This window comes from Polynucleobacter sp. AM-26B4, from assembly GCF_018882285.1.
Taxonomy (GTDB): domain Bacteria; phylum Pseudomonadota; class Gammaproteobacteria; order Burkholderiales; family Burkholderiaceae; genus Polynucleobacter.
Genome location: NZ_JACVOT010000001.1, coordinates 1287548 through 1312388, shown reverse-complemented (window position 1 = coordinate 1312388; position 24841 = coordinate 1287548). Strand labels below are relative to the sequence as shown.

General features: G+C 45.0%; 24 protein-coding genes. 13 read left to right on the top strand and 11 right to left on the bottom strand.

Features of this window, described 5'->3' with window-relative positions; translation table 11 throughout:
* Nucleotides 1–4 precede the first annotated feature (4 nt).
* The 4 genes from carA to gloB form a co-directional block, all read right to left on the bottom strand.
* Nucleotides 5–1195 (bottom strand): glutamine-hydrolyzing carbamoyl-phosphate synthase small subunit, encoded by a 1191-nt coding sequence (gene carA / locus ICE88_RS06610; RefSeq protein ID WP_216250814.1) that lies wholly within the window; start codon nucleotides 1193–1195, stop codon nucleotides 5–7.
* A gap of 256 nt (nucleotides 1196–1451) precedes the next feature.
* Complete coding sequence (locus ICE88_RS06605) at nucleotides 1452–3332, bottom strand: propionate--CoA ligase (protein ID WP_216250811.1); 1881 nt, start codon at nucleotides 3330–3332, stop codon at nucleotides 1452–1454.
* Nucleotides 3333–3466: 134 nt separating this feature from the next.
* The gene (locus ICE88_RS06600; RefSeq protein WP_255535243.1) at nucleotides 3467–4900 is read right to left on the bottom strand and encodes a transglycosylase SLT domain-containing protein; all 1434 of its coding nucleotides are present in this window, start codon (nucleotides 4898–4900) and stop codon (nucleotides 3467–3469) included.
* Entirely contained in the window at nucleotides 4897–5712 is an 816-nt protein-coding gene (gloB, locus tag ICE88_RS06595) for a hydroxyacylglutathione hydrolase (protein WP_216250808.1), read from the bottom strand. The genes ICE88_RS06600 and gloB overlap by 4 nt, the downstream gene beginning before the upstream one ends.
* 14 nt (nucleotides 5713–5726) lie before the next feature.
* Between gloB and ICE88_RS06590 the strand changes: the two genes are divergently transcribed.
* From ICE88_RS06590 to dnaQ, 5 genes are all read left to right on the top strand, one after another.
* Nucleotides 5727–6551 (top strand): class I SAM-dependent methyltransferase, encoded by an 825-nt coding sequence (locus tag ICE88_RS06590; protein ID WP_216250804.1) that lies wholly within the window; start codon nucleotides 5727–5729, stop codon nucleotides 6549–6551.
* Nucleotides 6548–7012, top strand: a complete 465-nt coding sequence (rnhA, locus tag ICE88_RS06585; RefSeq protein ID WP_089516290.1) for a ribonuclease HI — start codon at nucleotides 6548–6550, stop codon at nucleotides 7010–7012. Before ICE88_RS06590 ends, rnhA begins: the two co-directional genes overlap by 4 nt.
* 119 nt (nucleotides 7013–7131) lie before the next feature.
* On the top strand, nucleotides 7132–8352 hold the full coding sequence (locus ICE88_RS06580) for an efflux RND transporter periplasmic adaptor subunit (RefSeq protein WP_216250801.1): 1221 nt from the start codon (nucleotides 7132–7134) through the stop codon (nucleotides 8350–8352).
* 6 nt (nucleotides 8353–8358) lie between these two features.
* On the top strand, nucleotides 8359–11457 hold the full coding sequence (locus ICE88_RS06575; RefSeq protein WP_216250798.1) for an efflux RND transporter permease subunit: 3099 nt from the start codon (nucleotides 8359–8361) through the stop codon (nucleotides 11455–11457).
* A gap of 66 nt (nucleotides 11458–11523) precedes the next feature.
* On the top strand, nucleotides 11524–12213 hold the full coding sequence (gene dnaQ / locus ICE88_RS06570) for a DNA polymerase III subunit epsilon (RefSeq protein ID WP_216250794.1): 690 nt from the start codon (nucleotides 11524–11526) through the stop codon (nucleotides 12211–12213).
* 163 nt (nucleotides 12214–12376) lie between these two features.
* On the opposite strand, the gene ICE88_RS06565 is transcribed toward dnaQ, so the two are convergent.
* Nucleotides 12377–12805 carry a DUF4395 family protein gene (locus ICE88_RS06565; RefSeq protein ID WP_216250792.1) on the bottom strand — a complete coding sequence of 143 codons (429 nt, stop codon included), beginning with the start codon at nucleotides 12803–12805 and terminating at the stop codon, nucleotides 12377–12379.
* A gap of 150 nt (nucleotides 12806–12955) precedes the next feature.
* Nucleotides 12956–13432, bottom strand: a complete 477-nt coding sequence (locus tag ICE88_RS06560; protein WP_216250789.1) for a hypothetical protein — start codon at nucleotides 13430–13432, stop codon at nucleotides 12956–12958.
* 137 nt (nucleotides 13433–13569) lie between these two features.
* Between ICE88_RS06560 and ICE88_RS06555 the strand changes: the two genes are divergently transcribed.
* From ICE88_RS06555 to ICE88_RS06525, 7 genes are all read left to right on the top strand, one after another.
* Nucleotides 13570–14199 carry a thermostable hemolysin gene (locus ICE88_RS06555; RefSeq protein WP_216250786.1) on the top strand — a complete coding sequence of 210 codons (630 nt, stop codon included), beginning with the start codon at nucleotides 13570–13572 and terminating at the stop codon, nucleotides 14197–14199.
* A 25-nt stretch (nucleotides 14200–14224) separates the two neighbouring features.
* Nucleotides 14225–15691 carry an AMP-binding protein gene (locus ICE88_RS06550; protein ID WP_216250783.1) on the top strand — a complete coding sequence of 489 codons (1467 nt, stop codon included), beginning with the start codon at nucleotides 14225–14227 and terminating at the stop codon, nucleotides 15689–15691.
* A 16-nt stretch (nucleotides 15692–15707) separates the two neighbouring features.
* Nucleotides 15708–16373 (top strand): TenA family transcriptional regulator, encoded by a 666-nt coding sequence (locus ICE88_RS06545; protein WP_255535240.1) that lies wholly within the window; start codon nucleotides 15708–15710, stop codon nucleotides 16371–16373.
* A gap of 5 nt (nucleotides 16374–16378) precedes the next feature.
* Nucleotides 16379–17170 carry an SDR family oxidoreductase gene (locus ICE88_RS06540; protein WP_216250778.1) on the top strand — a complete coding sequence of 264 codons (792 nt, stop codon included), beginning with the start codon at nucleotides 16379–16381 and terminating at the stop codon, nucleotides 17168–17170.
* A 13-nt stretch (nucleotides 17171–17183) separates the two neighbouring features.
* Complete coding sequence (locus ICE88_RS06535) at nucleotides 17184–17834, top strand: tetratricopeptide repeat protein (RefSeq protein WP_216250777.1); 651 nt, start codon at nucleotides 17184–17186, stop codon at nucleotides 17832–17834.
* A gap of 65 nt (nucleotides 17835–17899) precedes the next feature.
* Nucleotides 17900–18568, top strand: coding sequence for a response regulator (locus ICE88_RS06530; RefSeq protein ID WP_216250774.1), 669 nt, complete (start codon nucleotides 17900–17902; stop codon nucleotides 18566–18568).
* Nucleotides 18565–19950 (top strand): ATP-binding protein, encoded by a 1386-nt coding sequence (locus ICE88_RS06525; protein WP_216250770.1) that lies wholly within the window; start codon nucleotides 18565–18567, stop codon nucleotides 19948–19950. The genes ICE88_RS06530 and ICE88_RS06525 overlap by 4 nt, the downstream gene beginning before the upstream one ends.
* Here ICE88_RS06525 and hemN read toward each other — a convergent pair whose 3' ends face one another.
* Both hemN and ICE88_RS06515 read right to left on the bottom strand, forming a co-directional pair.
* The gene (gene hemN / locus ICE88_RS06520; protein ID WP_216250767.1) at nucleotides 19951–21372 is read right to left on the bottom strand and encodes an oxygen-independent coproporphyrinogen III oxidase; all 1422 of its coding nucleotides are present in this window, start codon (nucleotides 21370–21372) and stop codon (nucleotides 19951–19953) included.
* A gap of 93 nt (nucleotides 21373–21465) precedes the next feature.
* Nucleotides 21466–22959, bottom strand: coding sequence for a CoA-acylating methylmalonate-semialdehyde dehydrogenase (locus ICE88_RS06515; protein WP_216250754.1), 1494 nt, complete (start codon nucleotides 22957–22959; stop codon nucleotides 21466–21468).
* Nucleotides 22960–23017: 58 nt separating this feature from the next.
* On the opposite strand from ICE88_RS06515, the gene ICE88_RS06510 reads away from it, so the two are divergent.
* On the top strand, nucleotides 23018–23302 hold the full coding sequence (locus ICE88_RS06510; RefSeq protein WP_216250752.1) for a hypothetical protein: 285 nt from the start codon (nucleotides 23018–23020) through the stop codon (nucleotides 23300–23302).
* Here ICE88_RS06510 and ICE88_RS06505 read toward each other — a convergent pair whose 3' ends face one another.
* The 3 genes from ICE88_RS06505 to ICE88_RS06495 form a co-directional block, all read right to left on the bottom strand.
* The gene (locus ICE88_RS06505) at nucleotides 23303–23815 is read right to left on the bottom strand and encodes a DUF1178 family protein (protein ID WP_216250750.1); all 513 of its coding nucleotides are present in this window, start codon (nucleotides 23813–23815) and stop codon (nucleotides 23303–23305) included. It abuts the gene before it with no gap.
* Between the two features lie 80 nt (nucleotides 23816–23895).
* Nucleotides 23896–24495 carry an NUDIX domain-containing protein gene (locus ICE88_RS06500; RefSeq protein WP_216250748.1) on the bottom strand — a complete coding sequence of 200 codons (600 nt, stop codon included), beginning with the start codon at nucleotides 24493–24495 and terminating at the stop codon, nucleotides 23896–23898.
* A 24-nt stretch (nucleotides 24496–24519) separates the two neighbouring features.
* A complete protein-coding gene (locus ICE88_RS06495) occupies nucleotides 24520–24840 on the bottom strand; it encodes a DUF2818 family protein (RefSeq protein WP_216250745.1) in 321 nt (106 codons plus the stop codon).
* Nucleotide 24841: the final 1 nt, after the last annotated feature.

Here is a 24841-nt window from a genome sequence, read left to right as displayed (position 1 = left end):
AATCTCACATCAATTTAATAAAGCGATCAAACAAGTACGCAATGTCATGCGGACCCGGCGATGCCTCTGGGTGACCTTGGAAACAAAAAGCTGGCTTATCAGTCCAAGCCAATCCTTGTAATGAACCATCAAACAAAGACACATGAGTCGGTCTTACATTTGCTGGCAATGTTGCTGCATCCACAGCGAAACCGTGGTTTTGTGAAGTGATCACCACACGACCGTCATCCAAGTCTTTGACTGGATGGTTGGCACCGTGATGACCGAATTTCATTTTGAGAGTCTTAGCACCTGCTGCCAAACCCATGATTTGATGACCCAAGCAAATACCAAATGTTGGAATGCCTTTGTCAATGATGGTTTTAGCTGCTGCGATGGCGTAATCACATGGCTCAGGATCTCCTGGACCATTTGAGAAAAACACACCATCTGGTTTCATCGCCAATACATCAGCGGCTGAAGTTTTGGCAGGCACGACCGTGATTTTGCAACCGCGCTCTGTGAGCATGCGCAAAATATTGCGCTTCACACCAAAGTCATAAGCCACCACATGCTTGAGTGGTTTTTCTAATTTCTTAAAGCCTGGTTTACCGTGATCTGCGTTCAGACCCCACTCACCTTCTGTCCATTCGTAGATCGAAGGTGTTGTCACCACTTGCGCCAAATCCAAACCAGCCATTCCTGGGAAGCTCTTCGCTGCAGCCAATGCTTTTTCAGTCAAGGCTGCAATCGTGTCGCCTACTTTGCCGGTCACAATGGCGCCCGGTTGCGCACCCTTGTCGCGCAGAATGCGAGTCAATTTACGTGTATCAATACCAGCGATACCAACAACGTTTTCGCCAGTTAAATAGTCACTCAAGGTTTTTTCAGAGCGGAAGTTTGAAGCGATCAATGAAAGATCTTTGATGATCAAACCGGCTGCGTAGATTTTGCTAGATTCGCAATCTTGTTGATTCACACCCACGTTACCAATGTGTGGATAGGTCAAGGTCACGATTTGACGTGTGTAACTTGGGTCTGTGAGGATTTCTTGATATCCAGTCAAGGCTGTATTGAAAACAACCTCGCCAGCGGATTGCCCAACGGCGCCAATGCTGTAACCAGGAAAAATGGTTCCATCGGCAAGAGCCAAAACTGCTGGGGGTAAAGAAGGAATTAGTGGCAGCAAAGGTATTCTCCAAAGCCCTGCTGCCATCCGACACATCCCTCTTCCGGAAAAGACACCTCCGGTCTGAGAATTTTCGGGAGGTATATGTGTCTTTAAGCGCTAGGGCAAGTATCTAATAATTTAACTAAGAAATTATACCTTACCGGGGGTGTTTGACCCCATTTGTCGCATCTGCCACAAATGAAAATAGGGGATAAATCCCCTATTTTTCAACAACTTAACTTGCTTTAACGCTTGCCTTCTCAGTCACATTAACAACTGTTTTGAGAGGGCTTTCTAAAGCCTATGAAGCAGCCGTGAACAATGTTTTGATATTGGCCAAAACACTTTGATCATCCAAAGTGCTCAAGTCACCAGGATCACGGCCTTCAGCCACCGCTTGTAAAGCACGGCGCACAATCTTGCCAGAACGTGTTTTTGGTAATGCTGCCACCACATACACGCGTGCAGGTCTTGCCACCGCACCCAATTGAGAATCCACTGTTTTCAGAATCTCTGCTTCCAAAGTGGCGGTGTTGTTTGAATCTTTAGCAATCGCAAAACCGATTGCTACCTGACCTTTGAGTTTGTCAGCGATACCCACCACGGCCACTTCGGCCACGTTCGGATGACTTGAAATACTTTCTTCAATCTCACGGGTGCCAAGACGGTGACCGGCCACGTTGATCACGTCGTCGGTACGACCCAAGATGAAGAAGTAACCATCTTTGTCTTTGATACCCCAGTCAAAGGTGGAGTAAACCATCTTGCCTGGTACTGTTTCCCAATAAGTTTTAACAAAGCGTGCGTCATCACCCCAAACCGTTTGCATACATCCTGGAGGCAATGGTCCTTCAATCGCAATCACACCCTTTTGATCAGCGCCAAGTTCAGCGCCTGTTGAATCATCCAAAAGTTTCATGTTGTAACCGTACACAGGAACACCTGGTGAACCAAACTTGTGCGGCATCACTTCAATACCACGCTGCAAGGCAAGCATTGGCCAACCTGTTTCTGTTTGCCAGTAGTTATCAACGATTGGCTTGTTGATTGCACCATGCAACCATGAGGCGGTTGGCTCGTCCAATGGCTCACCTGCTAAGAACACTGAGCGCAAAGTTGATAGGTCATATTTTGATAAGAATGCTGGATCTTGTTTTTTCAATACACGTGCTGCAGTTGGTGCAGAGAACATCACTGATACTTTGTACTTCTCAACCAAGTTCCACCAGATACCAGCATCAGGACGCAAAGGCGTGCCTTCATACATGATCGTTGCCATGCCGTTGAGCAATGGGCCATAAATGATGTAGCTGTGTCCAACCACCCAACCAATGTCAGAAGTTGTGAACATTGCTTCACCTGGCTGACCGCCATAGATGTGGCGCATCGATGAAGCCAAAGCGACTGCGTAACCACCCGTGTCACGCTGCACACCTTTTGGCTTACCAGTAGTGCCTGATGTGTACAAAATGTAAGAAGGATCGGTCGCATCTACCCATTCACAAGGCACTTGAGCATCCATCACTTTGGCACGCTCAGTCGCGTAATCTAAATCGCGACCAGCCACCTTGTTGTACTCAACCAATTTACGATCAATCAATAAAACTTTTTCTGGCTTGTGTGTCGACAAAGTGATTGCTTCGTCCAACAATGGCTTGTATGGCACAGGCTTGCCACCACGAGCACCCGCATCAGCCAAGATCACCATCTTTGGTTTGGCATCATCGATTCTTGAGGCCAAGCTGTGTGAAGCAAAGCCACCAAACACCACAGAGTGAATGGCACCAAGACGAGCACATGCCAACATCGCAAAAGCTGCTTCTGCCACCATTGGCATGTAAATTAAAACGCGATCACCTTTAACCACACCATTTGCTTTAAGAATCGCAGCCATGCGATTCACTTCAGTGTGAAGTTCTTTGAATGTGTAAGTTTTTTCTTGGTCAGTTTCTGTTGAAACAGAAATCAAAGCTTGTTGATCACCACGATCTTTTAGGTGACGGTCGACAGCGTTATGGCAAAGATTGATTTTGCCGCCCACATACCACTTTGCAAATGGAGGATTGTTGTAATCCAACACTTTTTCAAAAGGCTTTTGCCATTCAACTAATTTAGCTTGCTCCGCCCAAAATCCTTCTGGATCCTTAATTGAACGCTCGTGAAATGCCTTGTAAGCAGACATGTATCTCTCCCTGATAAATAGTCATTAATACTTTAACTGCATGAATGTGCGACTTCATGCTGACTAGCATCTGACACATCAGGGTTCACCCTAGTTTATAGGGATTGAATCAGCCAATCTGGCCCTGAGAATGCCTAGTTGGCCTTCTTCTCATTAGCAGCCACCTTGGTGTCTGCTTGAGACTTGGGCTTTGGTTTAGGCTTATTGGCGTTATTGGCTGTTTGTTTATTGGCTGACTGCTTATTGCCTGCTTGTTTATTGGCAGGCTTTTTAGCTTTTGCCCCACTGGTGTTGTTCGCTGTGGTTTTTGGCTTAGCGGCTGCCTCCCGCTCCAACATCAACTTGCCGGCGTTATTGGCCAAATGCTCAGCCACATCACCGACCTTACCGCCCCTAGGAATCAATACCGTTGATCCAGCTTTGATTCTCATGCCCTTAGGAATGTTATTGATTTGCCTCACCTGATTGGCATCCACATCCAAACGGGTGGCCAGTTGATCAACCGTCTCACGGCCGTTAACTCTAATAGCAGTCCAAGAAGACAGGCGCCCTTTGTATTGCAATAGATTTTCTTGGAAAGATTCAGCGCGACCAAAAGGCAATAATATTTGTGGCTCACTGGCACCCAAAATCACCGGCTTATTGAATGATGGGTTCATCGCCTTGAACTCTTCAACGGTCATACGAGCAAACTGAGCGGCCAAATCCACATCAATATCTTTAGCAGTTGTAACAACCACAAAATACGGGTGATTCTCCAAAGTCGGCAGGGTCAAACCGTAAGACTTAGGATTTAAGACGATGTTTTTAACTGCGAGTAATTTAGGCACGTAATTGCGCGTCTCATCCGGCATTTTTAAACTGGCGTAATCAGTCGGTAACTTTTTGGCTTGATTGCGTTTGATGGCTTTTGAAACATTGCCCTCACCCCAGTTATAGGCTGCCAAAGCCAACTCCCAATCACCAAACATTTTGTGCAAGCGTTGCAAGTAATCCAAAGCTGCATCGGTCGACTGAATCACATCGCGACGCTCATCACGAAAAATGTTCTGAGTTAATTTAAAGTCTTTACCAGTGGCGGGCATGAACTGCCACATGCCTGAGGCTTTGGCGCGTGAAAAGGCTTCAGGGTTGAAGGCACTTTCAATGAAAGGTAACAGTGCTAACTCCATCGGCATCTTGCGACGCTCAACTTCTTCAACAATGTAAAAAAGATAACGCGATGAGCGAGACATCATGCGATCAACATAGTCAGGACGATCGGCATACCAACGCACATGTTTGATCACCAAAGGACTGTCTGAATCTTCTAACTCAAAGCCATCACGGATACGATCCCAAAGATCGTTGTATGGAGCATCCAAAGCACCGACGGAATCTTTATCAATATTGACTCTTGGGGCTTTGCCAGATTTGCTGTATTTGCCAGTCTTAGCAGTTTGTTTGTTTGAAGTTGAATCACTCCACTCATCATTCATGGTGGCACATGCACTGAGGGCTGATGCAACCATCACGACAGTGATGAGTCGGAATAGTCGTGAAAAAGAAGCTGAGAATCTTTGCATCATGCTCTGAAGGTGTCTTTCCATGAACGCAAATGAGCAAACACCGTCACTGGATGAGTGTCTTTGATTGCTTGATGTTGTTTCACTGATTCAATCACGCTGGATTCTTCACACCTTAAAAATGGATTAACGCTTTTTTCATGAGCGATGGTTGTTGGCACCGTGGGCACACCCTGTTGTCGCAAGCTCTGTGCTTTCTGCTGCCAAGCCAATAGCTCTTGGTTTTGAGGCTCAACAGCCAAAGCGAATTTTATATTAGATAAGGTGTACTCGTGAGCGCAATGCACCAATGTTTGATCAGGTAAGTTTTTTAACTTGTTCAATGAATCCACCATTTGTGCGGGGGTGCCCTCAAACAGGCGCCCACAACCCGTGGCAAACAATGTGTCACCACAAAACACGTGCGACTGTTCCTCCGCATTCAGATAGAAAGCAATGTGTCCTGCAGTGTGCCCTGGCACATCTAGGACTGTGAATTCACACGCAGGTCTTGCAACAGAAACAATGTCTGATTCAATCAAACGTTCAGTGACCACTGCGATGTTTTCATGGGCTGGCCCATAAACCACTGGTTTTTCTTGGCCAAGAGAATCGCACCAAGCCAATAAATTAACCACGCCACCGATGTGGTCAGCATGATGGTGAGTGATTAGAATGGTGGTCAGTGTTAAATGATGTTCTGTGAGGTAGCGAATCACTGGCGCAGCATCACCTGGATCAACAACTACGGCACAATGCTTATCGGAAATCAACCAAATATAGTTATCGTCATAAGCTGCAATTGAATGCACTTGCAATAAATTGTCATCAGGCATAGAAATAACCACTCATGAGTCAACCAACCGATACCGATCATCAACAAGCTCCATGGACATCATGGGATGCTTGGCTTGGCTCGCCTCCAGGGAAATACGTCCTGAAGTGGGAACAAACTCAATTTGACCACATTGTGAGCGATATTTTTGGTTATCACGCCTTGCAAATTGGCTTGCCGCAATTACCCGCTTTGACTGAAAATCGGATGCCTTTGCAAATGATCTTGCGCGCCCCGCACGACAAGCCCAACGATGAATCTGGCGGGCAATGGCACACGATTGAAGGCATCCCAGAAGAATTGCCCTTTGCCAGCCAAAGTCTTGATTTGGTGGTGCTACCCCACGTCCTTGAGTTCGCGACTGATCCTCATGCCGTTTTAAGAGAGGTTGAACGCGTCTTGATGCCTGAAGGTCGGGTGGTGATTTCTGGATTTAATCCAGCGAGTCTTTGGGGCTTGCGCCAATACTGCAGTCATTTGGTTGGCCAACCTTACCTTCCTAGAGATGGGCAGTTCATTGCATTGTTAAGATTGAAAGATTGGTTGAAGTTACTTAACTTCTCAGTTGATCGCGGTCGCTTTGGTTGCTATCGATTGCCCTTGCGAAGCGAATCCGGTATGCAAAAGCTGGCTTTCCTTGAAAAAGCCGGTGATCGCTGGTGGCCTGTCTTGGGCTCTGTGTTCATGGTGTCGGCAATCAAACGCGTGTCGACTTTGACACTCGTGGGCAGAATTGAGAAAGGTGTTGCGGCCAATCAAGCACAATTGAATCCTGTCACCCAATTAAACACATCCTCACAAAAAAATCAGTTGCAAAATAAGTTGAAAGATCAGGCATGAGCACTCCCGCACAAAGCAAGGTTGTGATTTACACCGACGGTGCTTGCAAAGGCAATCCAGGCCCTGGCGGCTGGGGAGTGGTATTGCGTTCTGCAGATAAAGAAAAGCATTTGCATGGCGGCGAGTTGATGACAACCAACAATCGCATGGAAATGACAGCAGTGATTGAGGCTTTAAAAGCACTCAAAATGGCTTGTCATGTGAGTTTGTACACAGACTCAAAGTACGTGATGCAAGGGGTCACTGAATGGATGGGCGGCTGGAAAGCCAGGGGCTGGAAAACTGCCGGCAAAGATCCTGTTAAAAATGTCGACTTGTGGCAAGAAATTGATGAATTGCTGGGCAAACATCAAATTGACTGGCATTGGGTCAAAGGCCACGCAGGACATCCCGGCAATGAGCTTGCTGATGCTCTAGCCAATAAGGGCGTCGAAGAAATCCTCAAAAAAACTGCGTTCTGAATCTAATTCTGCTATCAGGGCACTTCAAGCCCGTAATTAATGCCAAATCAGGCTGAGTGTGCGAGAATTAAGCTAGAACAAATAAGGAGATAGCGGCTTTAAGTCAAAGCCCCTCAGCCATGCAGTTACTCACCAAAATTAAAGACAAAGTCATGCAGCTAGGCTGCCGTGTTGTGACTTACACCATGAACCTGATCAAGAAGTTCGATTGGGCTAAAACTTATGCGTTTGTGCTCAAGCGTAAAAAAAGAATCATCATCATTTTGATTGTGCTTTTTGCTGCCAATTACGCTTATGACAAGTGGATGCCAAAGTCAGCAAAAAAAGCACCGCCTCAATTGGTGACCACCACTGTGGTTGAAACCGCAGACACACCAGTGATCATCGAAGCAACCGGCACCATCATCGCTGCCAACATTGTGGATATTCGTCCGCAAACGACCAATGTGGTCAGCAAGATACACATCAAAGAAGGCCAAGCAGTAAAAGCTGGTGAGTTGCTGTTCACCTTGGACGATAGAGCCAGCCGTGCCAATTACGAAAAAGCCAAAGCCTTGGCTGATGATGCAAGCCGCCAATACAAGCGATCTTTAGAACTGATTGAAAAGAAGTTTATTTCTCAAGCAGCGGCTGATACATCCAAAGCCAATATGCAATCAGCTGTGGCAAATGCCAAAGCCGCTGAAGTTGCCATGAGCTTTGATCACATCCGCGCACCGATTGCCGGTCGTGCTGGCGTAATCAACGTCTTCCCAGGAAGTCTTGTGCAAGCTGGTACCAATATTTCTACTACCAGCAGTGCGACGTCAACCACCACCACAGGTGCGATGGTCACGATCACTCAGTTGGACCCTATCAATGTGCAGTTCACCATTCCTGAGAAAGAAATTCCTTTGATTCTTGGTAGCCGCGAAGCTGGTGAAGAGCTGACCGTGAGCGTGGATGTGAATGGCTCAGACAAACCAGTCCAAGGTACCGTGTATGTGATCGACAATCAAGTGGATCCAGCCATCGGTGCAGTGAGAGTCAAAGCTCAGTTAAGCAATAAAGATGGCAACATGATTCAAGGGCAATTTGTCAGAATCAAATTAAAAGCCAAAACATTGAAAGACTCTTTGGTCGTTCCAACGCAAGCAGTTGTTACCAATACCAAGGGTGATCATTTGTACGTGGTTGAAAAATCCAACACAGTTGCTCTTAAGCCAATCAAAGTGATTTACCAGTACCAAGGTCAAACAGTGGTCACAGGTGTGAACGCTGGTGACAAGATTGTGGTGGAAGGTAAACAAAACTTAAGACCTAATGGCGTGATCAGAGAAACATCTGGCGCTGGGAAGTAATCACTCATGAACATCTCAGAGTTATGTATACGCCGCCCGGTCATGACGGTATTGCTGTCATTGGCCACTGTTGCCGCTGGCACTGTTGCTTATTTAAAAATACCCGTCGCCGCCCTACCAAGCTTTAACACGCCGGTCATTCAGGTCAGCGCCACCTTGCCAGGTGCCAGCCCTGAGAACATGGCGTCATCGGTTGCCCTGCCTTTAGAAAAAGAGTTTTCAACGATTGACGGTATCACGGTCATCAGCTCAACGAATACATTGGGCAGCAGCAATATCACGCTTGAGTTCAACAACAACCGTGACATTGATAAAGCAGCAGTGGATGTTCAAGCAGCCTTGTTGCGCGCTCAAAGACGTTTGCCGATTGAGATGACCAATCCACCGTCGTATCGCAAGGTCAACCCTGCTGATGCGCCAGTCTTGATCATGACAATGACCTCTCCGTCGATGGATTTGTCACAAATTAACGATTACGCCGAGAACTTGATTTCTCCAACACTATCGACCATTGATGGTGTGGCACAAGTCTTGGTTTACGGTCAAAAAAGATATGCGGTCAGAGTTCAAGTCAATCCAACTGTATTGGCCGCCAAGAATCTCACCATTGATGATGTTGCCAAAGCCATCAACAATGCCAACTCCAATACCCCTGTCGGTGTTTTAGATGGTCCTCGTCAATTACTGACCATTTATGCCAATGAACAATTGGTCAAAGCCAGTGAATACGGTAATTTGGTGGTTGCGCAACGAAATGGTTTGCCAGTGCGTTTAAAGGATGTGGCGCTGGTTGAAGAAAGTTATGAATCTGTCAAAACAGTAGCCGCCTATAACGGTGAGCGCTCAATCGCTTTAGCGATCTTGCGCCAGCCAACCGCCAACTCTGTTGAGGTGGTGGATGCCGTGCGCAAGATGGTGCCTAAGTTTGAAGCGCAGATGCCAGCGTCAATCAAAGTGAATTTATTGATTGATCGCTCAAAATCAATCAGAGAAGCCATCCATGATGTGAACCTCACCTTATTGCTCACCATCGGTTTGGTGGTGATGGTGATTTTCTTGTTCTTAAAGCGTGCAGCTGCCACGATCATTCCTGCGCTGAGCTTGCCGATTTCTTTGATTGGGGCTTTCTCGATCATGTATTGGATGGGTTACAGCTTAGACAATATTTCTTTGCTGGGTATCACGATTGCTGTTGGCCTGGTGGTCGATGATGCGATCGTGGTACTTGAAAACATCATGCGTCACATTGAGAACGGCATGCATCCTTTAAAGGCATCTTTATTGGGCAGTCGTGAGGTGAGCTTCACCATCATTTCAATCTCCATCTCTTTGGTCGCTGTGTTTATTCCGATTTTCTTTTTACCAGGCCCACTTGGTTTGTTGTTCAGAGAATTTGCGGTGGTTGTGTCTTTATCTATTTTGGTATCTGCAGCGGTGTCGCTCACTTTGGTGCCAATGCTTTGCAGTCGCTTCTTACCCAAGCATGGTCAAGAAGCCAAAGAGCGCCCTATCACCATCAAGTTTGATCACTATTTCAATCAAGTCTTGGCCATCTATGAAAAAGCACTTGATTGGGCGCTGACCAATCAAAAGAAAGTTTTACAAGGTGCCTTGGCAACGTTTGTTATCACGATTGGTTTATTCATCTTAAGTCCTAAAGGTTTCTTCCCAGAAGAAGACACGGGTCAATTGTTTGTGACCACTGAAGCAGCGGATGACATTTCTTTCAATGCGATGGTCGAGCTACAAAACAAAGCGGCTGAGATTGTTCGTAATAATGAAAATATTGAAGGTCTTGTGTCGATCATCGGCGGTGGCGCAAGCTCTGGCACCAATACTGGCAGGATGTTCGTGAATCTAAAACCTCGCGGCGACAGAGTCCCGATGAAAAAGGTTTTAGAGAGTCTGCGCAAAGACTTGAGAGACATTCCAGGCCTTGCGATTTATTTGCGCCCTATTCAGAACTTGCAACTAGGCGGCAAAGTCACCAAGAGTCGCTATCAATACATTTTGCAAAGCGTGGGCTTTGAAGGCATCAATGAGTGGTCCAACAAGGTCACTGAAAAGATGCGTGCAGATCCTGGTATCTTCCGCGACATCACCACTGATTCTCAGTTAAAAGGTTTGCAAGCTCAAATTGACATTGATCGAGAAAAAGCTGCGAGCGCAGGTGTGACCGTTGCTGATATTCGAAATGCTTTGTATTCAGCTTATGGTGAAAGACAGGTTTCAACCATCTACACCAGCGTGAACACTTACCAAGTGATTTTGCAAGCAGCGAATGAGTACAAGCAATATGAAACTGATCTCAACGGCATTTACGTTAGAGGCAGAAACAATGACAAGCTAGTTCCACTATCCAGCATTGCCTCATTCAGAAGAACCATTGGACCAACGGCTGTGAACCACCAAGGTCAAGTGCCTGCGGTGACGATTTCATTTAACTTGGCTCCTGATGTGGCTTTGGGCGATGCAACCAAGAAGCTAGAGCAATACGTCAAAGAACTTCAGTTACCGCCATCAATCATCACCAGCTATGGTGGTGATGCTGCGGTATTCCAAAGCGGCCAATCCAGCCAAATCATTTTATTGTTGGCTGCCGTATTGGTGATTTACGTTCTCTTGGGTGTTTTGTATGAGAGCTACATCCATCCTTTGACGATTTTGGCAGGCTTACCGTCTGCAGCGATTGGTGCTTTGATCTTCCTTCGAATTTTTGATTTGGAATTAACCATCATTGCAACCATCGGTATCTTGCTCTTGATTGGTCTGGTGAAAAAGAATGCGATTTTGATGATTGACTTTGCCTTGGATGCGCAACGCAATCAAAACTTATCACCTCGTGAAGCAATCCGCAGCGCCTGCTTATTGAGATTCAGACCTATCACCATGACCACCCTCACAGCTGTGGTGGGTGCATTACCAATCGCTCTAGGCTTGGGTGCTGGCGCTGAATTAAGACAGCCTTTGGGTATTGCTGTGGTGGGTGGTTTGATTGTGTCGCAATTCGTAACATTGATCATCACACCAGTCATTTATCTTTATTTAGATAAATACAGTGGCACAGGTCCGATGGAAATCCCCGCTGAAATGCTGAAGGATTGAGCATCAGTTTAGAAGTTTGAGTTTTGAGATTTAATTTTGTTATTGGTTTTAAGTTAGGAAGAATTTATGCGTCAGATCATTCTTGATACAGAAACAACTGGTCTTAACCCGCTCACTGGTGATCGGGTGATTGAGATTGGCTGTCTAGAAATGATCGATCGACGCTTGACCGGTAATAAGCTTCATCATTACATCAACCCTCAACGCGATATCGATCCAGGCGCGGTCGCTGTGCACGGTTTAACGGTGGAATTTTTATCAGATAAGCCAGTCTTTGCAGATGTGGCTGATGAAATCATCACCTTCCTTAAAGATTCTGAAGTGATCATTCATAACGCCCCCTTTGACGTGGGCTTTTTAGATGCTGAGTTTGGTCTTCTAAAACGTGGCAAGGTCGATGAGCATGTGGCAGGCGTGATTGATACTCTCAAGAATGCCCGAGAAATGTTTCCTGGCAAAAGAAATTCCTTAGACGCTCTGTGCGAGCGCTTTGCAATCAGCAATGAGCACCGCACCCTGCACGGCGCGCTTCTAGATGCTGAACTCTTGGCTGAAGTGTATTTGGCCATGACCCGCGGTCAAGAAGATTTGATGATTGATCTGCATGGCATGGACAGCGATGCAGCCAATGCGAAACGCAAGCCATTGCCCACGAAATTAGTGGTGCAGTTAGCTTCCATCGAAGAGCAAGAAGCTCATCAGGCTTATCTAGAAGGTGTTGCCAAGGCAGCCAAGAAGCCACCTGTTTGGAATTGAATAAATCCAAAAGGGTTGGTTAAAGAAATAAAGCTAGAGAAATAGAGTTGGGGAAATAAAAAAGATCGCCGTGGCGATCTTTTTTCTTTTGTGCTCTCTAGTTCTTTACTTTTCACTGATTGCTTTAGTTATTTGCTTATTTACTTATTTGATTATTTACTTATCACCCCATCTTAGGCGGGAAGAATTTGTACCAAAAACCGTAGGCCCAGCAAGCGGCACAGAATGAAAATGCCCACTCAAGGGTAGAGAAAATCACCAAGGCAGTGGCAGGCACTTTCCATAAATCATTGCCTGAATAAAACAAGATGGAGGCAATGGTCGCAGCGATGAATAAAATCTTATTGGCAAACATTTTTGCACCGGCATTCTCTTTTTTGCCTGCGAGGTTCATGCCGGTCAAGATCTTAGTGAATAAGCGATGTGATGGACATTTATAGTGCCCCAAAAATCCTCGCATAAAACCCATCAATGCTAGTAGAGGTAAAAGATGTGGAAAGCCCAATAGAGCGATAAGACAAACCACAAATGTAATAAAGGCTTCAAGCCTCACCACATTGGCGTTCACGGGTGGTATATCAAAACGTAACATGCTCACTCCTCAGAAGAGATTGAATCTCATTCAGTTACTTTGTATCTCATTTATTAACTATTTGTAAATTTTAAGCCTGAAGATTCTTCTCGTCACTTAGAGAAAATTTTTAAGTGAATGCCTTGTTTTAGGGCATTCACTTTGTAAGATTTACTGCAAGGCTTTGGTGATTTCTTCTTGCTTGGTCACGAAATTGATTTCAGTCACTTTTCCAGACTTGAGCTTGATGATGGTGATTGCATCATCTTTTTGTGGGAATAGCTTTGACTGTGCCTCATCTCTCAAGATGGCAATCGTATAAGGTCTTTTTTGCATTTTAGGAATCGCCACCATTTTGGTGATGAAACTTGGCATGCCACTGATATCAGCCACGTAGATGGCTTTTTTATCTTTCAGAGTGGTCGGCGGCAAGTCTTCCAAGGTTTTGCTCATGAGTGCACTGGTTGATTTACCAGCGGCAAATAGAATCAAGTTGGTTTGCTCGTTGATTGCGACGGTTTGATCGTGCTGATCTTTGAGTTCAAGGACCAAACTATCGCCAATACGTGCCCCGCTCGCCGCTTGATTGGCAGAGGCAATCAAAGCAAAACCGCACAAAACCAAGACTAAAGCCACTAATTTTTTCAAAATAACACCTATTTTCTATTAAATAAATTTATATAAATCAATGGCTTAAGTATTTAATGCCTTGATTTAAGAATCCTTAATTTAGCCTTAATTTTCGACCTCTATTGTTTGACCTATACCAAACAAAAGGATCAGACATGGCTCTTACATTAAGAACATATCATGACGCAAAGCATACCTTAATCTGCCCAGAATTTAATTCTGAGGAAGATCTTTACAAGTTCGAATGGGTAACCAAACAACACCCAGACCGCGAAAGCCTTCAGTCTTTCATCGCAACCACTTTCTATAAAACCTATGGCGCTGATGTACACCACTTCAGCGATATCTTGGTGGGCTGTAAAGATGCTCAAGGCCAATGGCTAGCAGCTTTAGGTTTTTCAGCCATCACCGACAAAAAATGCTTTTTGGAGCAATACTTAGATGCGCCACTAGAAATCAACATTGAAGCTCAAGTCAAAGAACACACGACCCGCAAGGAAATCGTGGAAGTCGGCAACTTAGCAGCCATCCATGCAGGCGCTGGCAGAACACTGATCATCAATATGACCCGCTTTTTACATGAGCAGGGATACAAGTGGGTGACCTTTACAGCCACTCGCACTTTGCTGAATTCATTCAAGCGCCTAGGCATTAAGTTATTTCAGTTGGCAGAAGCGGATCCAAGTCGTTTAGAAGATGGCGGCAAAAACTGGGGCACTTATTACAACACTCAACCACAAGTGATGTTTGGTGACATCGCTTCAGGCTATGAGACGCTGGCTTAATTTAATCCCAGAAAATAAAATTATCTTGTCCTCAGGGGCAGAGTCTTGGGATAAGGCTGCCCTTTTAAAGAAAATATCTCAAGTATCAGAAGCTCTTTTAAATAGAAAAAATCCTAAAGCACCTGTTGGGGTTTTGGCAGATAACTCTTTAGAGTGGATTGCGATTGATTTGGCCACCCAAGAGATTGGCGTGACTTTGATTCCTCTTCCAAGCTTCTTCACACCCAATCAATGGCTGCACGCCATCAAATCCAGTGGCATGCAAGCTATTTTTTGCCCACAAGAAGATGTGGCTAAAAATCTTGGCTTCATGTTTCAGAATGACTATGCTGGCGAATTAAAGTTGTTTGAAAGCATGAGTGTTCTTTCAAGCATCGTGGACCAACCCAATTTATCAGAAGTACAAAAGATAACCTACACCTCTGGCACTACCTCAGAGCCAAAAGGTGTTTGCTTGAGCACCGATCAACAATGGTCCGTGGCCCAATCACTAGAGCAGGCCTTGCGCTCGCTTCAAATCAAGAAACATCTGAATGTCCTGCCCTTATCAGTTCTTTTAGAGAATATTGCTGGCGTATACACAGCTCTAGCATGCGGCGTAGAAAACACATGCGTGCCATTGAGTGAAGTTGGCTTGCACGGCTCAAGTAATTTTGATGCGGATGCTTGCATCACAGCAATTGAAAAATACCAGGCAGAAAGCATCATTCTTTTGCCTCAAATGCTTCAAGCCATTGTTGCTAAAAGCACCAAGCAAGATCCTCGCTTAAAAAGCTTGAAGTTTGTGGCTGTGGGTGGCGGTAAAACGCCTGTGGCATTGATCAAGACTGCTAAGTCGATGGGCATACCTGTTTATGAGGGCTACGGCTTATCGGAGTGCGCATCAGTGGTTGCCTTAAATACACCCGAGAATGAACGCATCGGCAGTGTTGGTAAAGTTCTTTCTAATCGAAATGTTCGAGTCTCAAAAGATGGTGAGATTGAGGTCAAGAATGTGGACCTTCCTCATTATTTAGAAAATCCTGCAGGTCTCACAAGCACTCTCACAAGCACACCTTCAAGTGCTGGTGGTGAATGGTTGCCAACTGGTGATTTGGGTCATTTAGATGATGAAGGATTTTTGTATTTAGATGGTCGTAAAAAGAATGTATTGATCACCAGCTTTGGCAGAAACATATCGCCAGAATGGCCTGAGTCACTATTACTGGGCAGTGGCTTGTTCAAACAAGCCATCGTGATTGGCGATGGGCAAGCACAGCTCAGCGCTTTACTGGTCACCTCAAAAGATGATGTTTCTGATGAAGCGATTCAGCTAGCGATTACATCGGTCAATCAAGATCTTCCAGACTACGCTCAAATTGGGCCATGGATGCTGGCTGATGAGCCCTTCTCACCGAACAATGGTCTTGCAACTGCCAATGGCAGACTTAAACGAGATCTCATTAAAAACAAATTTAACAATCAAATTGAATTGCTGTACGCAAGAACTTAAACCTATGGAGAATCGCTTGAAATTTTTCAATCAGTTAGAAAGCTCAACCGAGCAAGAAAGACAAGTTCTTTTTGCTGCCCCCATCATTGAATATGCCTTGAAAGGTGAGATTCAGAAGGAGCAGTATGTTGCATTCTTGACTCAGGCTTATCACCACGTTAAACACACAGTGCCATTGTTGATGGCTTGCGGTTCTCGATTGACTTCTCAACATGAATGGTTAAGAACAGCCATTGCAGAATACATTGAGGAAGAACTCGGACACGAAGAATGGATTTTGTCTGATATCGCGGCATGCGGTGGCGATGCGAATCAAGTAAGACACTCACGCCCGCACATCAGCACTGAGATGATGGTGGCCTACGCCTATCACCAAATCGACCGCGGTAATCCAATTGGATTTTTTGGCATGGTGCATGTTCTTGAGGGAACCAGCATCGCCTTGGCCACCAATGCAGCCAGTTCTATTAAGAGCAGCCTTGGTTTACCTCCCAATGCTTTTAGCTACCTCAATTCTCATGGTAGCTTGGACTTAGAGCACGTCAAATTCTTTGAGAGCTTGATGAATCAAGTGACTGATTCAAAGGATCAAGAAACCATCATTCATTGCGCCAAGAATTTTTACAAGCTTTACGGCGATATTTTTAGAAGCATCAATACTGAAGAAATCATTTTTAACTGATCACCATGACACATAAACCATATAAAGCTGTTTTAACAGGTGCAACTGGGGGCATTGGCAAAGCGATTGCCATGCAACTTGCACCACAGTGTTCATCATTGATTTTGATGGGACGCGACACTCAAAAGCTAGAGGCTTTAAAGGATGCATTGCTTGATTCAGGAGCAAACATTCAAATCGTTTCTGGCGATTTGTGTGATGACAGCACCTCCGTTCGATTGATGGATGCCATCTCGGCTCAACAAGGGATTAATCTGTTGATCAACAATGCCGGTATCAGCCAGTTCAAGAGTTTTGAACAGCAATCAGATAAAGACATCACGCAGTTGATGCTAACCAATCTGATTTCTCCGATGCTCTTGTGCAAACAATTAGTGCCTCTTTTGAAGAAAGAATCCTCTCAAATCATCAATATCGGGTCTATCTTCGGATACTTGGGATTTCCAGGCTTTTCTTCTTATTGCGCCAGCAAGTTTGGCCTGCGAGGTTTTTCTCAATCCCTTCGACGAGAATTGTCAGACACATCGGTATCAGTCAGGTACTTTGCCCCACGCGCCACCAAAACAAGCATCAATTCAGATCAAGTGATGCAAATGAATGCTGAACTTAAAACTGATTCTGATACACCTGATGCAGTTGCTAAAGAATTCATGAAGTTTCTACGTGGTAATGCCTGGGAAAAGAAATTAGGTTTCAAGGAATCATTTTTTGTCTTTATGAATCACTTATTTCCAGGGGTTCCTGATAAAGCTATTCAAGGTCAGCTTCCAATCATCAACAAATACTTAAATAAATAAACACGAGGTTTTTATGAACATCATTAAAAAATTACCAGCCGCTCTTTTGATCAGCTTATCGCTGATCAGCTCTCTTGCCTTTGCAGGCCTCGAAGAAGATGTCAGCACCCTCCAAAAGGAATGGGAAAAGATCAAGTACCAAAGCCCTGAATCAAGTCATGAAAAAGGCTTTGAATCATTGATCAAAGAAGCCAATAAATTGGTTGCACAAAATCCGAACCGCGCCGAGATTTTGATTTGGCAAGGCATTGTTGAATCTAGCTATGCAGGAGCAAAAGGTGGGTTAGGTGCATTGGCTCATGTGAAGAATGCTAAAAAGACTTTTGAAAAAGCACTTGAAATCAATCCTTCGGCTTTGGATGGTTCTGCATACACAAGTTTGGGCTCCCTTTACTATCAAGTTCCAAGTTGGCCGATTGGCTTTGGAGATGACAAAAAAGCTGCTGAGTATTTGAAGAAGGGTTTGAGCATCAACCCTGATGGCATCGACCCAAATTACTTTTATGCTGATTTCTTGTTCAGAAGTGGTGATTACGCAGGCGCTGAGAAATCTTTGCGCAAAGCTTTGCAAGCACCCGCTAGAAATGGCCGCAAAGTAGCTGATGATGGTCGTCGCAAAGAAATCAGTCAATTACTTGAAAAAGTGGCTGAAAAACGAAAATAATGCTCTGGGTTAATCGATTAAACTATTCAAATTGATAGTTAATCTTTGATAAAAGGGCTTGGGCGGTGAGAATTTTATTGGTAGAAGACGATGAATTACTCGCCTCCGGCTTGATGACCGCATTGACTCGGGCCAACCATCATGTGGACCATGTCGAGGATGGCCAAAAAGCCATCCGCGCCATGACTGATGGTGAGTTTGATCTTGCCATCCTGGATTTGGGTCTACCCGTAATAGATGGTACCGAGGTACTCAAAACCATACGTCAAAAAGGCAGTCATATCCCAGTATTGATTTTGTCTGCCAGGGATGCCACCAAAGACCGCATCTTAGGCTTGGATTTGGGAGCCGATGACTACCTCACCAAGCCATTTGAGCTAGATGAATTACTTGCAAGGATTCGGGTTTTAGAAAGACGTCGTAGCGGCAATACGGTCAATCAAATAAAAATTGGTGATTTGGTCATTGACCTCACTTCTTTATCTGTGACCTGGAAAGGCACCATCCTGGATTTACAGCGCCGCGAATTCGCCTTACTGAAGAAGTTAGCAGAAAGCCCACATCAAGTTTTTAATCGTTCTCAGCTTGAAGAATCGCTGTATGGTTGGAATGACGGCGTTGAGAGCAACACGATTGATGTGCACATTCATAATTTACGTAAAAAAATCAGTCCAAATATCGTTAAGACACTTCGAGGCGTTGGCTACAGAATTGGTGACATAGAAGAATCATGATTTATTTTTCAATTAGAAAACGCTTACTGCTGGGGATATTTTTATCCATGATCATGATTTTGGGTGGCATGGGTCTTGCCGCCCACTTTGTCACTGAACATGAATCAGAAGAGATTTTCAGTGCGAGACTCGCAACTTCTGCCAGAGTGCTTGAAGTTTTAGCGGCCAAACAACTCGAGCATGCCACGATCAATAATCCAATCATCATTGAATTGCCCGATGAATTAGAGCACCAGCACTCATCTACCGAAGAAATCAGTGGTCACCCCTACGAAAGTAAGATTTCTTTTCAGATTTGGCACAGCAATGGGAAATTATTGGCCAAATCTGCCACCGCTCCTGATAAACCTTTAGGCCCGATGACCGAGGGCTTTGGTAAAAATCAAATTGGCGATGATTTATGGCAAGTCTTTAAACTCAAATCAGGTGATGTTTGGGTGATGGTCGCTGAAATGGATGCAGTGAGAGGCGAGATGGCCGGTGACTTGGGCGTGGCCATCATGACGCCATTGATCATTGGCTCACTGCTTTTATTGATCGTGATTAATTTGATTGCTTATAGAAGCCTAAGGCCTTTGCAAGCTTTGGCCAATGTCATTGCTGCTCGTGACCCACAATCAATCAAACCCATCAAGTTATCAAAGACACCTTCTGAACTAAAGCCTGTAATTGATGAACTGAATCACCTGCTTGATCGAGTTCAAAAAGCGTTTAAACGTGAACAACAGTTCATTGATGCGGCTGCCCATGAAATCAGAACGCCGATTGCAGCACTTCAACTTCATATTGAAAACGCTGTTAATGCCAAAAATGATGCTGACAGAGATCAATCCTTGGCGGAGGCCTTGAATGGTCTTCGCAGAACCACGCGTCTAACAGAGCAACTCTTGACCATGAGTCGAGTCAGCGGTGCGACCGATCAAGAACAGCAGCAAGTGTTATCCCTCGATGGCATTTGTAGAGAAATTGTTAAAAATACCAAGCCACTCATCAATCAACGTGGTCAAACGATTGAGTTACATGTCAGCGATGATTGCTTGATTCATGGTGAACAGCACAAGATTGAGCGCGTGATACAAAATCTGATTGATAACGCCTCTCAATATGGTGCAGCACAGGGACTGATTTCAGTTTCTTTAGAGAAAGTATCCAACGCTATTCACTTGGTTGTAAGCAATGATGGCGACACCATCCCTCAATCTGAAAAGATCAAGGTGTTTGATCCTTATTACAGAATCTTGGGCAGTAAATCATTTGGCAGCGGCTTAGGCCTTGCGATTGTCAAAGAAATTGTTCAGCAACACAAAGGATCTATACGGATTGAAGATAAATCCGCAGGCAATGGCGTTCAAGTGATCATTGAATTCAAAAGCGCGATTTAATCAAACCACTTTTGAGTATCTGGCTTCTGTTTGCACATCTCTTAAGTGCTTATCAAACACCATGGCAACGCGCCTAACCAGCAAACGACCTTTGGTAGGCACATAAATCTTTTTACCTTGCCACTCCAATAACCCTGCCTCTTCAAGCTCTTTAAGCTCTGGCAACTCTCTTGAGAAATAAGCATCAAAATCAATTTGGTGATTTTTTGCAAATAGCTCTGTATCAAGCTCAAATTGGCACATCAATTCACCAATCAACTCACGTCTGAGTAAATCATCTTGATTCAATCTCATGCCACGCAGAGTGGGGAGTTGATTGTGATCTAGAGCGTGGTAATAGTCTTCAAGTGTTTTGACGTTTTGTGGATAGGTGTCAGCCACCTTACCAATCGATGAAATACCAAAGGCCAATAGATCACATTCAGCTTGAGTTGAGTAGCCCTGGAAGTTGCGATGCAAACGCCCTTCTTTTTGAGCAATCGCCAACTCATCATCTGGCTTTGAAAAGTGATCCATACCAATGAAAACAAATCCAGCCCCATTGAGTTGTTCAATGGTGTTGGCCAAGATGTCTAATTTATCCTTGGCCACAGGCAATTGGTCCTCCGCAATACGACGTTGAGGCTTGAAGATGGTGGGCAGATGCGCATAACTATAAACAGACAAGCGATCAGGGCTCATCTCAATCACCGCATTGACTGTGTCCTTGAATGTCACAGGGGTTTGCTTGGGCAAGCCATAAATCAAATCAACGCTGACGGAGTTGAAACCATGCTTTTTGGCCCAATCAATCACATCTTTTGTTTCTTGTATTGTTTGCACCCGATGAACCGCTTGCTGAACTTCCAAATTGAAGTCTTGCACACCCAAACTGATGCGGTTAAATCCCAACTTCGCCAAGAGCTCAATATCAGCTTCACTGACACGGCGCGGATCAATCTCAATTGAATACTCACCAGCCTCTTGCAATTCAAAATGCTCTTTGGTGTGATGCATCAACTCAATCATTTCTTCATGAGATAAAAATGTGGGAGTACCACCACCCCAATGAAGTTGAGTCACTGGTATTTTTTTGCTCGCACCCATGGCTTGGGTGACGAGATTCATTTCTTTGGCCAAGTACTTAATGTATTTCGCACTTCGACCATGATCTTTGGTGATGATTTTGTTACATCCGCAGTAGTAGCAAATGTTCGGACAAAACGGTAAATGGAAATACAAAGAAATTGGTTTTTGATGCGTGGCGCATCGTTTCAATGCATCGACATAGTCAATCTGATTGAACTGGCCATTGAATCGATCAGCCGTTGGATAGGATGTGTAGCGTGGCCCATTGATGTCAAAGCGTTTCAACAATTCAGGCTGAAACAGCGGTTCAGGGCCAGCAGGGGCTAAGACAGAGGGTTGCTCTAAAAAAGTCATGGGGGCTATTTTAAGCCCCCATGTTTTAGCTCCAATTGATGAAAATCAAATGGATTGGTTAAAGTTAGTTAAATTAACTAAGGATTTAATCCTTTAACCATTCACTGGCATGCTAAAGCTCGGACCCTGAGCAATGGTTTCTGGCCAACGCTGTGTCACTGCCTTCATGCGAGTGTAGAAACGCACACCTTCTGGACCATGCACGTGATGATCGCCAAACAGACTGCGCTTCCAACCACCAAATGAATGGAATGCCATCGGTACTGGAATAGGCACGTTCACACCCACCATACCTACCTGAATACGGCTCACGAATTCACGGGCAGTGTTGCCGTCTCTGGTGAAGATTGCTGTGCCGTTACCGTACTCATGATCATTGATCAACTGAATCGCTGTTGCAACATCATCAACACGCATCACGCTCAACACTGGGCCAAAGATTTCTTCTTTGTAGATGCTCATATTAGGCTTGACGTTGTCGAATAAACAACCGCCCAAGAAGAAGCCGTTTTCACAACCAGCCACTTTTAGGTTACGGCCATCGACCACCAACTTAGCACCTTCTTTAACACCAGCGTCCACATAACCTGTGACTTTATCCAAATGAACTTTGGTCACCAATGGGCCCATTTCAGCACCAGGAGTTAAACCATTATCAACCTTGAGTTTCTTGATACGAGTGGATAGTTTTTCAATCAAGGCATCAGCCACATTACCAACAGCCACCGCTACTGAAATCGCCATACAACGCTCACCAGCAGAACCGTAAGCAGCACCCATCAAAGCATCCACCGCTTGATCTAAGTCGGCATCAGGCATCACCACCATGTGATTCTTGGCTCCGCCCAAGGCTTGAACGCGTTTGCCATTTTTAGCAGCTGTTTCATAAATATAAGAAGCGATTGGAGTTGACCCAACAAAGCTGATGGCTTTGACATCAGGATGGTTCAACAATGCGTCCACAGCGGTTTTATCGCCCTGCACAACGTTGAATACACCTTTTGGTAGGCCAGCTTCTTCCAACCACTTAGCAGCCAACAAGGTGGCTGAAGGATCTCTTTCTGAAGGCTTGAGCACAAATGTGTTGCCAGAGGCAATGGCCACTGGGTACATCCACATTGGCACCATCGCTGGGAAGTTAAATGGCGTGATACCTGCACACACACCCAATGCTTGACGCATGGTCCATGCATCCATGCCTTTGGCAATTTGCTCGGTGTATTCACCTTTTAAAAGCTGAGGAATGCCACAGGCAAAATCCACCACTTCTAGGCCACGCTGAATCTCACCTTTGGCATCATCAAATGTTTTACCGTGTTCACGGGTGATCGCTTCTGCCATTTCATCGATACGCGCTTCAATGATGGCCTTGAAATTGAACATGACCTTGGCACGACGTGTCACAGGAGTGGTTGACCAAGCTGGAAAAGCAGCTTTGGCTGCAGCGACTGCTTTGGCAACGCCGTCGACTGAGGCTAACTCTACATTGGCACGAACTTGACCTGTTGCAGGCTCATACACTGGGGCAGCATTGCCACCAAAACGAATGACCTCACCATTGATATGGTGTCCGATAGTTTCTGACATTTTGTCTCCTACTTCATTTATATTCTTAGAATTACAACTTTACCAATATTCTACCCAATTGACCGTTTTTAGACTTTTTCTCAAGCTTTTTGCAGCGGTATTCGCCCTAGGGCAATTATCAGCCTGCGCCATGGTGGCGGCCTACCCATTGACTGCTGCCAGCGTTGGCACCACAGTGACCACCGGAAAGAGTTTGACGGATCATGCCGCATCTGAGGGCACGGGGCATGACTGCTCGGTGATGCGGGTATTTGAAGGTAAAAATGTCTGTGAAAAGCGCCTAAAACCGAGCGAAGTTCCAGTTCAAGACTTCAGCCGCCAACAGAGAGTGGTACCCCAGTAATTATTGAAGAGTATCTTTTAAGGCTGGGAATACTGGTAAAGAAACGACCTCAATGCCCTCTTCACGAAGCTCCGCAGTTTCATCCACAGTGGCATGACCACGAATGCTTCTTTCAGGGGCTTCTTGGTAGTGGATTTTTCTGGCCTCTTCAGCAAAGTCATGGCCAACGTCTTCTGTCTTATTGATAAGCTCTCTCATCGCCCTCATGACCGTGGCCTGAACTTGAGCCTGTAAGTGCGCCTGCTCTGAACCAGTCAAAACCATGGATTGACCAGCATCGCTGTTCATAGCAGCAGGGTTAGTGGCTTGGGCTGGCGATTGATTGGCAGACACCAACTCACGGCTACTCCGCTTAGCGATTCGCGGAGCTGAAGGTAAACGAACAATCTCATTGCTATCGCAAACAGGGCAACTGAGTAAACCAGTTTCTTGCTGAGAAATATAATCAGCCTCAGAAGCAAACCACCCCTCAAAGTGGTGATCTAGATGGCAAGCGAGGTTATAAACTTTCATGGGGCAAGGCAAACTTATGACTTATTAATATATTTGCTATTTTAATTACTTAATAGATTTCTGTTTTATTTTTGACTTCTTCAAAGTTGTTTGAGACGTCTGGCCAAGTGGTAAACAGAAATGATGGTTTTAACGTCGGTGATTTTTCCTTTAGCAATCCACTCGTGCATTTCATCCAAAGTGGCAGCAAAAACATCCAAGAATTCACCCTCGTCCAAGGCGCATTCACCCAAGGTCAAATCTTTGGCGAGATAAATATCGATGATTTCAGTTGAATAAGAAATCACTGGATGAATTCTGCCAAGAAATTCCCAAGATTTAGCCGAGTATCCGGTTTCTTCTAAGAGTTCACGCTTGGCACACAAGAGTGGGTCTTCGCCAAGCTCTAGCTTGCCAGCAGGAATCTCAATCATGGCAGCATCCACAGGGTAACGGAACTGTCTCTCTAACAAGATACGGCCATCATTCAAGATAGGCATGATCGCCACTGCCCCAGGATGAATTAAATATTCGCGATAAGTTGAGTTGCCATCTGGCAACTTAACAATGTCTTTTTTTAAGTGCAGGAATTTTCCCGAATAAACATCTTCAGAAGATGTTTGATGCTCACGCAAGTGATCATCAGATTCAGGTAAATCAGAGAAACTTTTCTCTGACTTGTTTGACTCAGACGAACTCATAAAGCTAAGGAAATAAAGTGGCGCTTAGCCACGAGCATCATTGCGATGCTTCATCAGAAAACGCCAAGTGAAGCCCGGGAAAGCCGCCACGAAGAACAAGCACAAGCTAACCGCAAAGAATTCCCAACGCTTTGGAAAGACATTACCAATCATGCTTTCCAATGAATACCCAATCAAACCAATCAGAGCGTACCAAACACCCATTTCCAATAAGCACCAACCCACGTGTTTGTCTTCGAGTGTTTTAAAGAATAAAAATTTACGGCTTGCATAAGCAGCGTTGGCAGCGACCAAGGCCACCAAAATCAAAATCCAAGATTCAATGCTTAAGCTTGTGGGGGCCATG

Excerpts from the sequence above, each read along its gene's own strand:
- carA (WP_216250814.1), bottom strand. The coding sequence starts at position 1,195 with ATGGCAGCAGGGCTTTGGAGAATACCTTTGCTGCCACTAATTCCTTCT.
- ICE88_RS06605 (WP_216250811.1), bottom strand. The coding sequence starts at position 3,332 with ATGTCTGCTTACAAGGCATTTCACGAGCGTTCAATTAAGGATCCAGAA.
- ICE88_RS06600 (WP_255535243.1), bottom strand. The coding sequence starts at position 4,900 with ATGATGCAAAGATTCTCAGCTTCTTTTTCACGACTATTCCGACTCATC.
- gloB (WP_216250808.1), bottom strand. The coding sequence starts at position 5,712 with ATGCCTGATGACAATTTATTGCAAGTGCATTCAATTGCAGCTTATGAC.
- ICE88_RS06590 (WP_216250804.1), top strand. The coding sequence starts at position 5,727 with ATGAGTCAACCAACCGATACCGATCATCAACAAGCTCCATGGACATCA.
- rnhA (WP_089516290.1), top strand. The coding sequence starts at position 6,548 with ATGAGCACTCCCGCACAAAGCAAGGTTGTGATTTACACCGACGGTGCT.
- ICE88_RS06580 (WP_216250801.1), top strand. The coding sequence starts at position 7,132 with ATGCAGTTACTCACCAAAATTAAAGACAAAGTCATGCAGCTAGGCTGC.
- ICE88_RS06575 (WP_216250798.1), top strand. The coding sequence starts at position 8,359 with ATGAACATCTCAGAGTTATGTATACGCCGCCCGGTCATGACGGTATTG.
- dnaQ (WP_216250794.1), top strand. The coding sequence starts at position 11,524 with ATGCGTCAGATCATTCTTGATACAGAAACAACTGGTCTTAACCCGCTC.
- ICE88_RS06565 (WP_216250792.1), bottom strand. The coding sequence starts at position 12,805 with ATGTTACGTTTTGATATACCACCCGTGAACGCCAATGTGGTGAGGCTT.
- ICE88_RS06555 (WP_216250786.1), top strand. The coding sequence starts at position 13,570 with ATGGCTCTTACATTAAGAACATATCATGACGCAAAGCATACCTTAATC.
- ICE88_RS06540 (WP_216250778.1), top strand. The coding sequence starts at position 16,379 with ATGACACATAAACCATATAAAGCTGTTTTAACAGGTGCAACTGGGGGC.
- ICE88_RS06535 (WP_216250777.1), top strand. The coding sequence starts at position 17,184 with ATGAACATCATTAAAAAATTACCAGCCGCTCTTTTGATCAGCTTATCG.
- ICE88_RS06525 (WP_216250770.1), top strand. The coding sequence starts at position 18,565 with ATGATTTATTTTTCAATTAGAAAACGCTTACTGCTGGGGATATTTTTA.
- hemN (WP_216250767.1), bottom strand. The coding sequence starts at position 21,372 with ATGACTTTTTTAGAGCAACCCTCTGTCTTAGCCCCTGCTGGCCCTGAA.
- ICE88_RS06515 (WP_216250754.1), bottom strand. The coding sequence starts at position 22,959 with ATGTCAGAAACTATCGGACACCATATCAATGGTGAGGTCATTCGTTTT.
- ICE88_RS06505 (WP_216250750.1), bottom strand. The coding sequence starts at position 23,815 with ATGAAAGTTTATAACCTCGCTTGCCATCTAGATCACCACTTTGAGGGG.
- ICE88_RS06500 (WP_216250748.1), bottom strand. The coding sequence starts at position 24,495 with ATGAGTTCGTCTGAGTCAAACAAGTCAGAGAAAAGTTTCTCTGATTTA.
- ICE88_RS06495 (WP_216250745.1), bottom strand. The coding sequence starts at position 24,840 with ATGGCCCCCACAAGCTTAAGCATTGAATCTTGGATTTTGATTTTGGTG.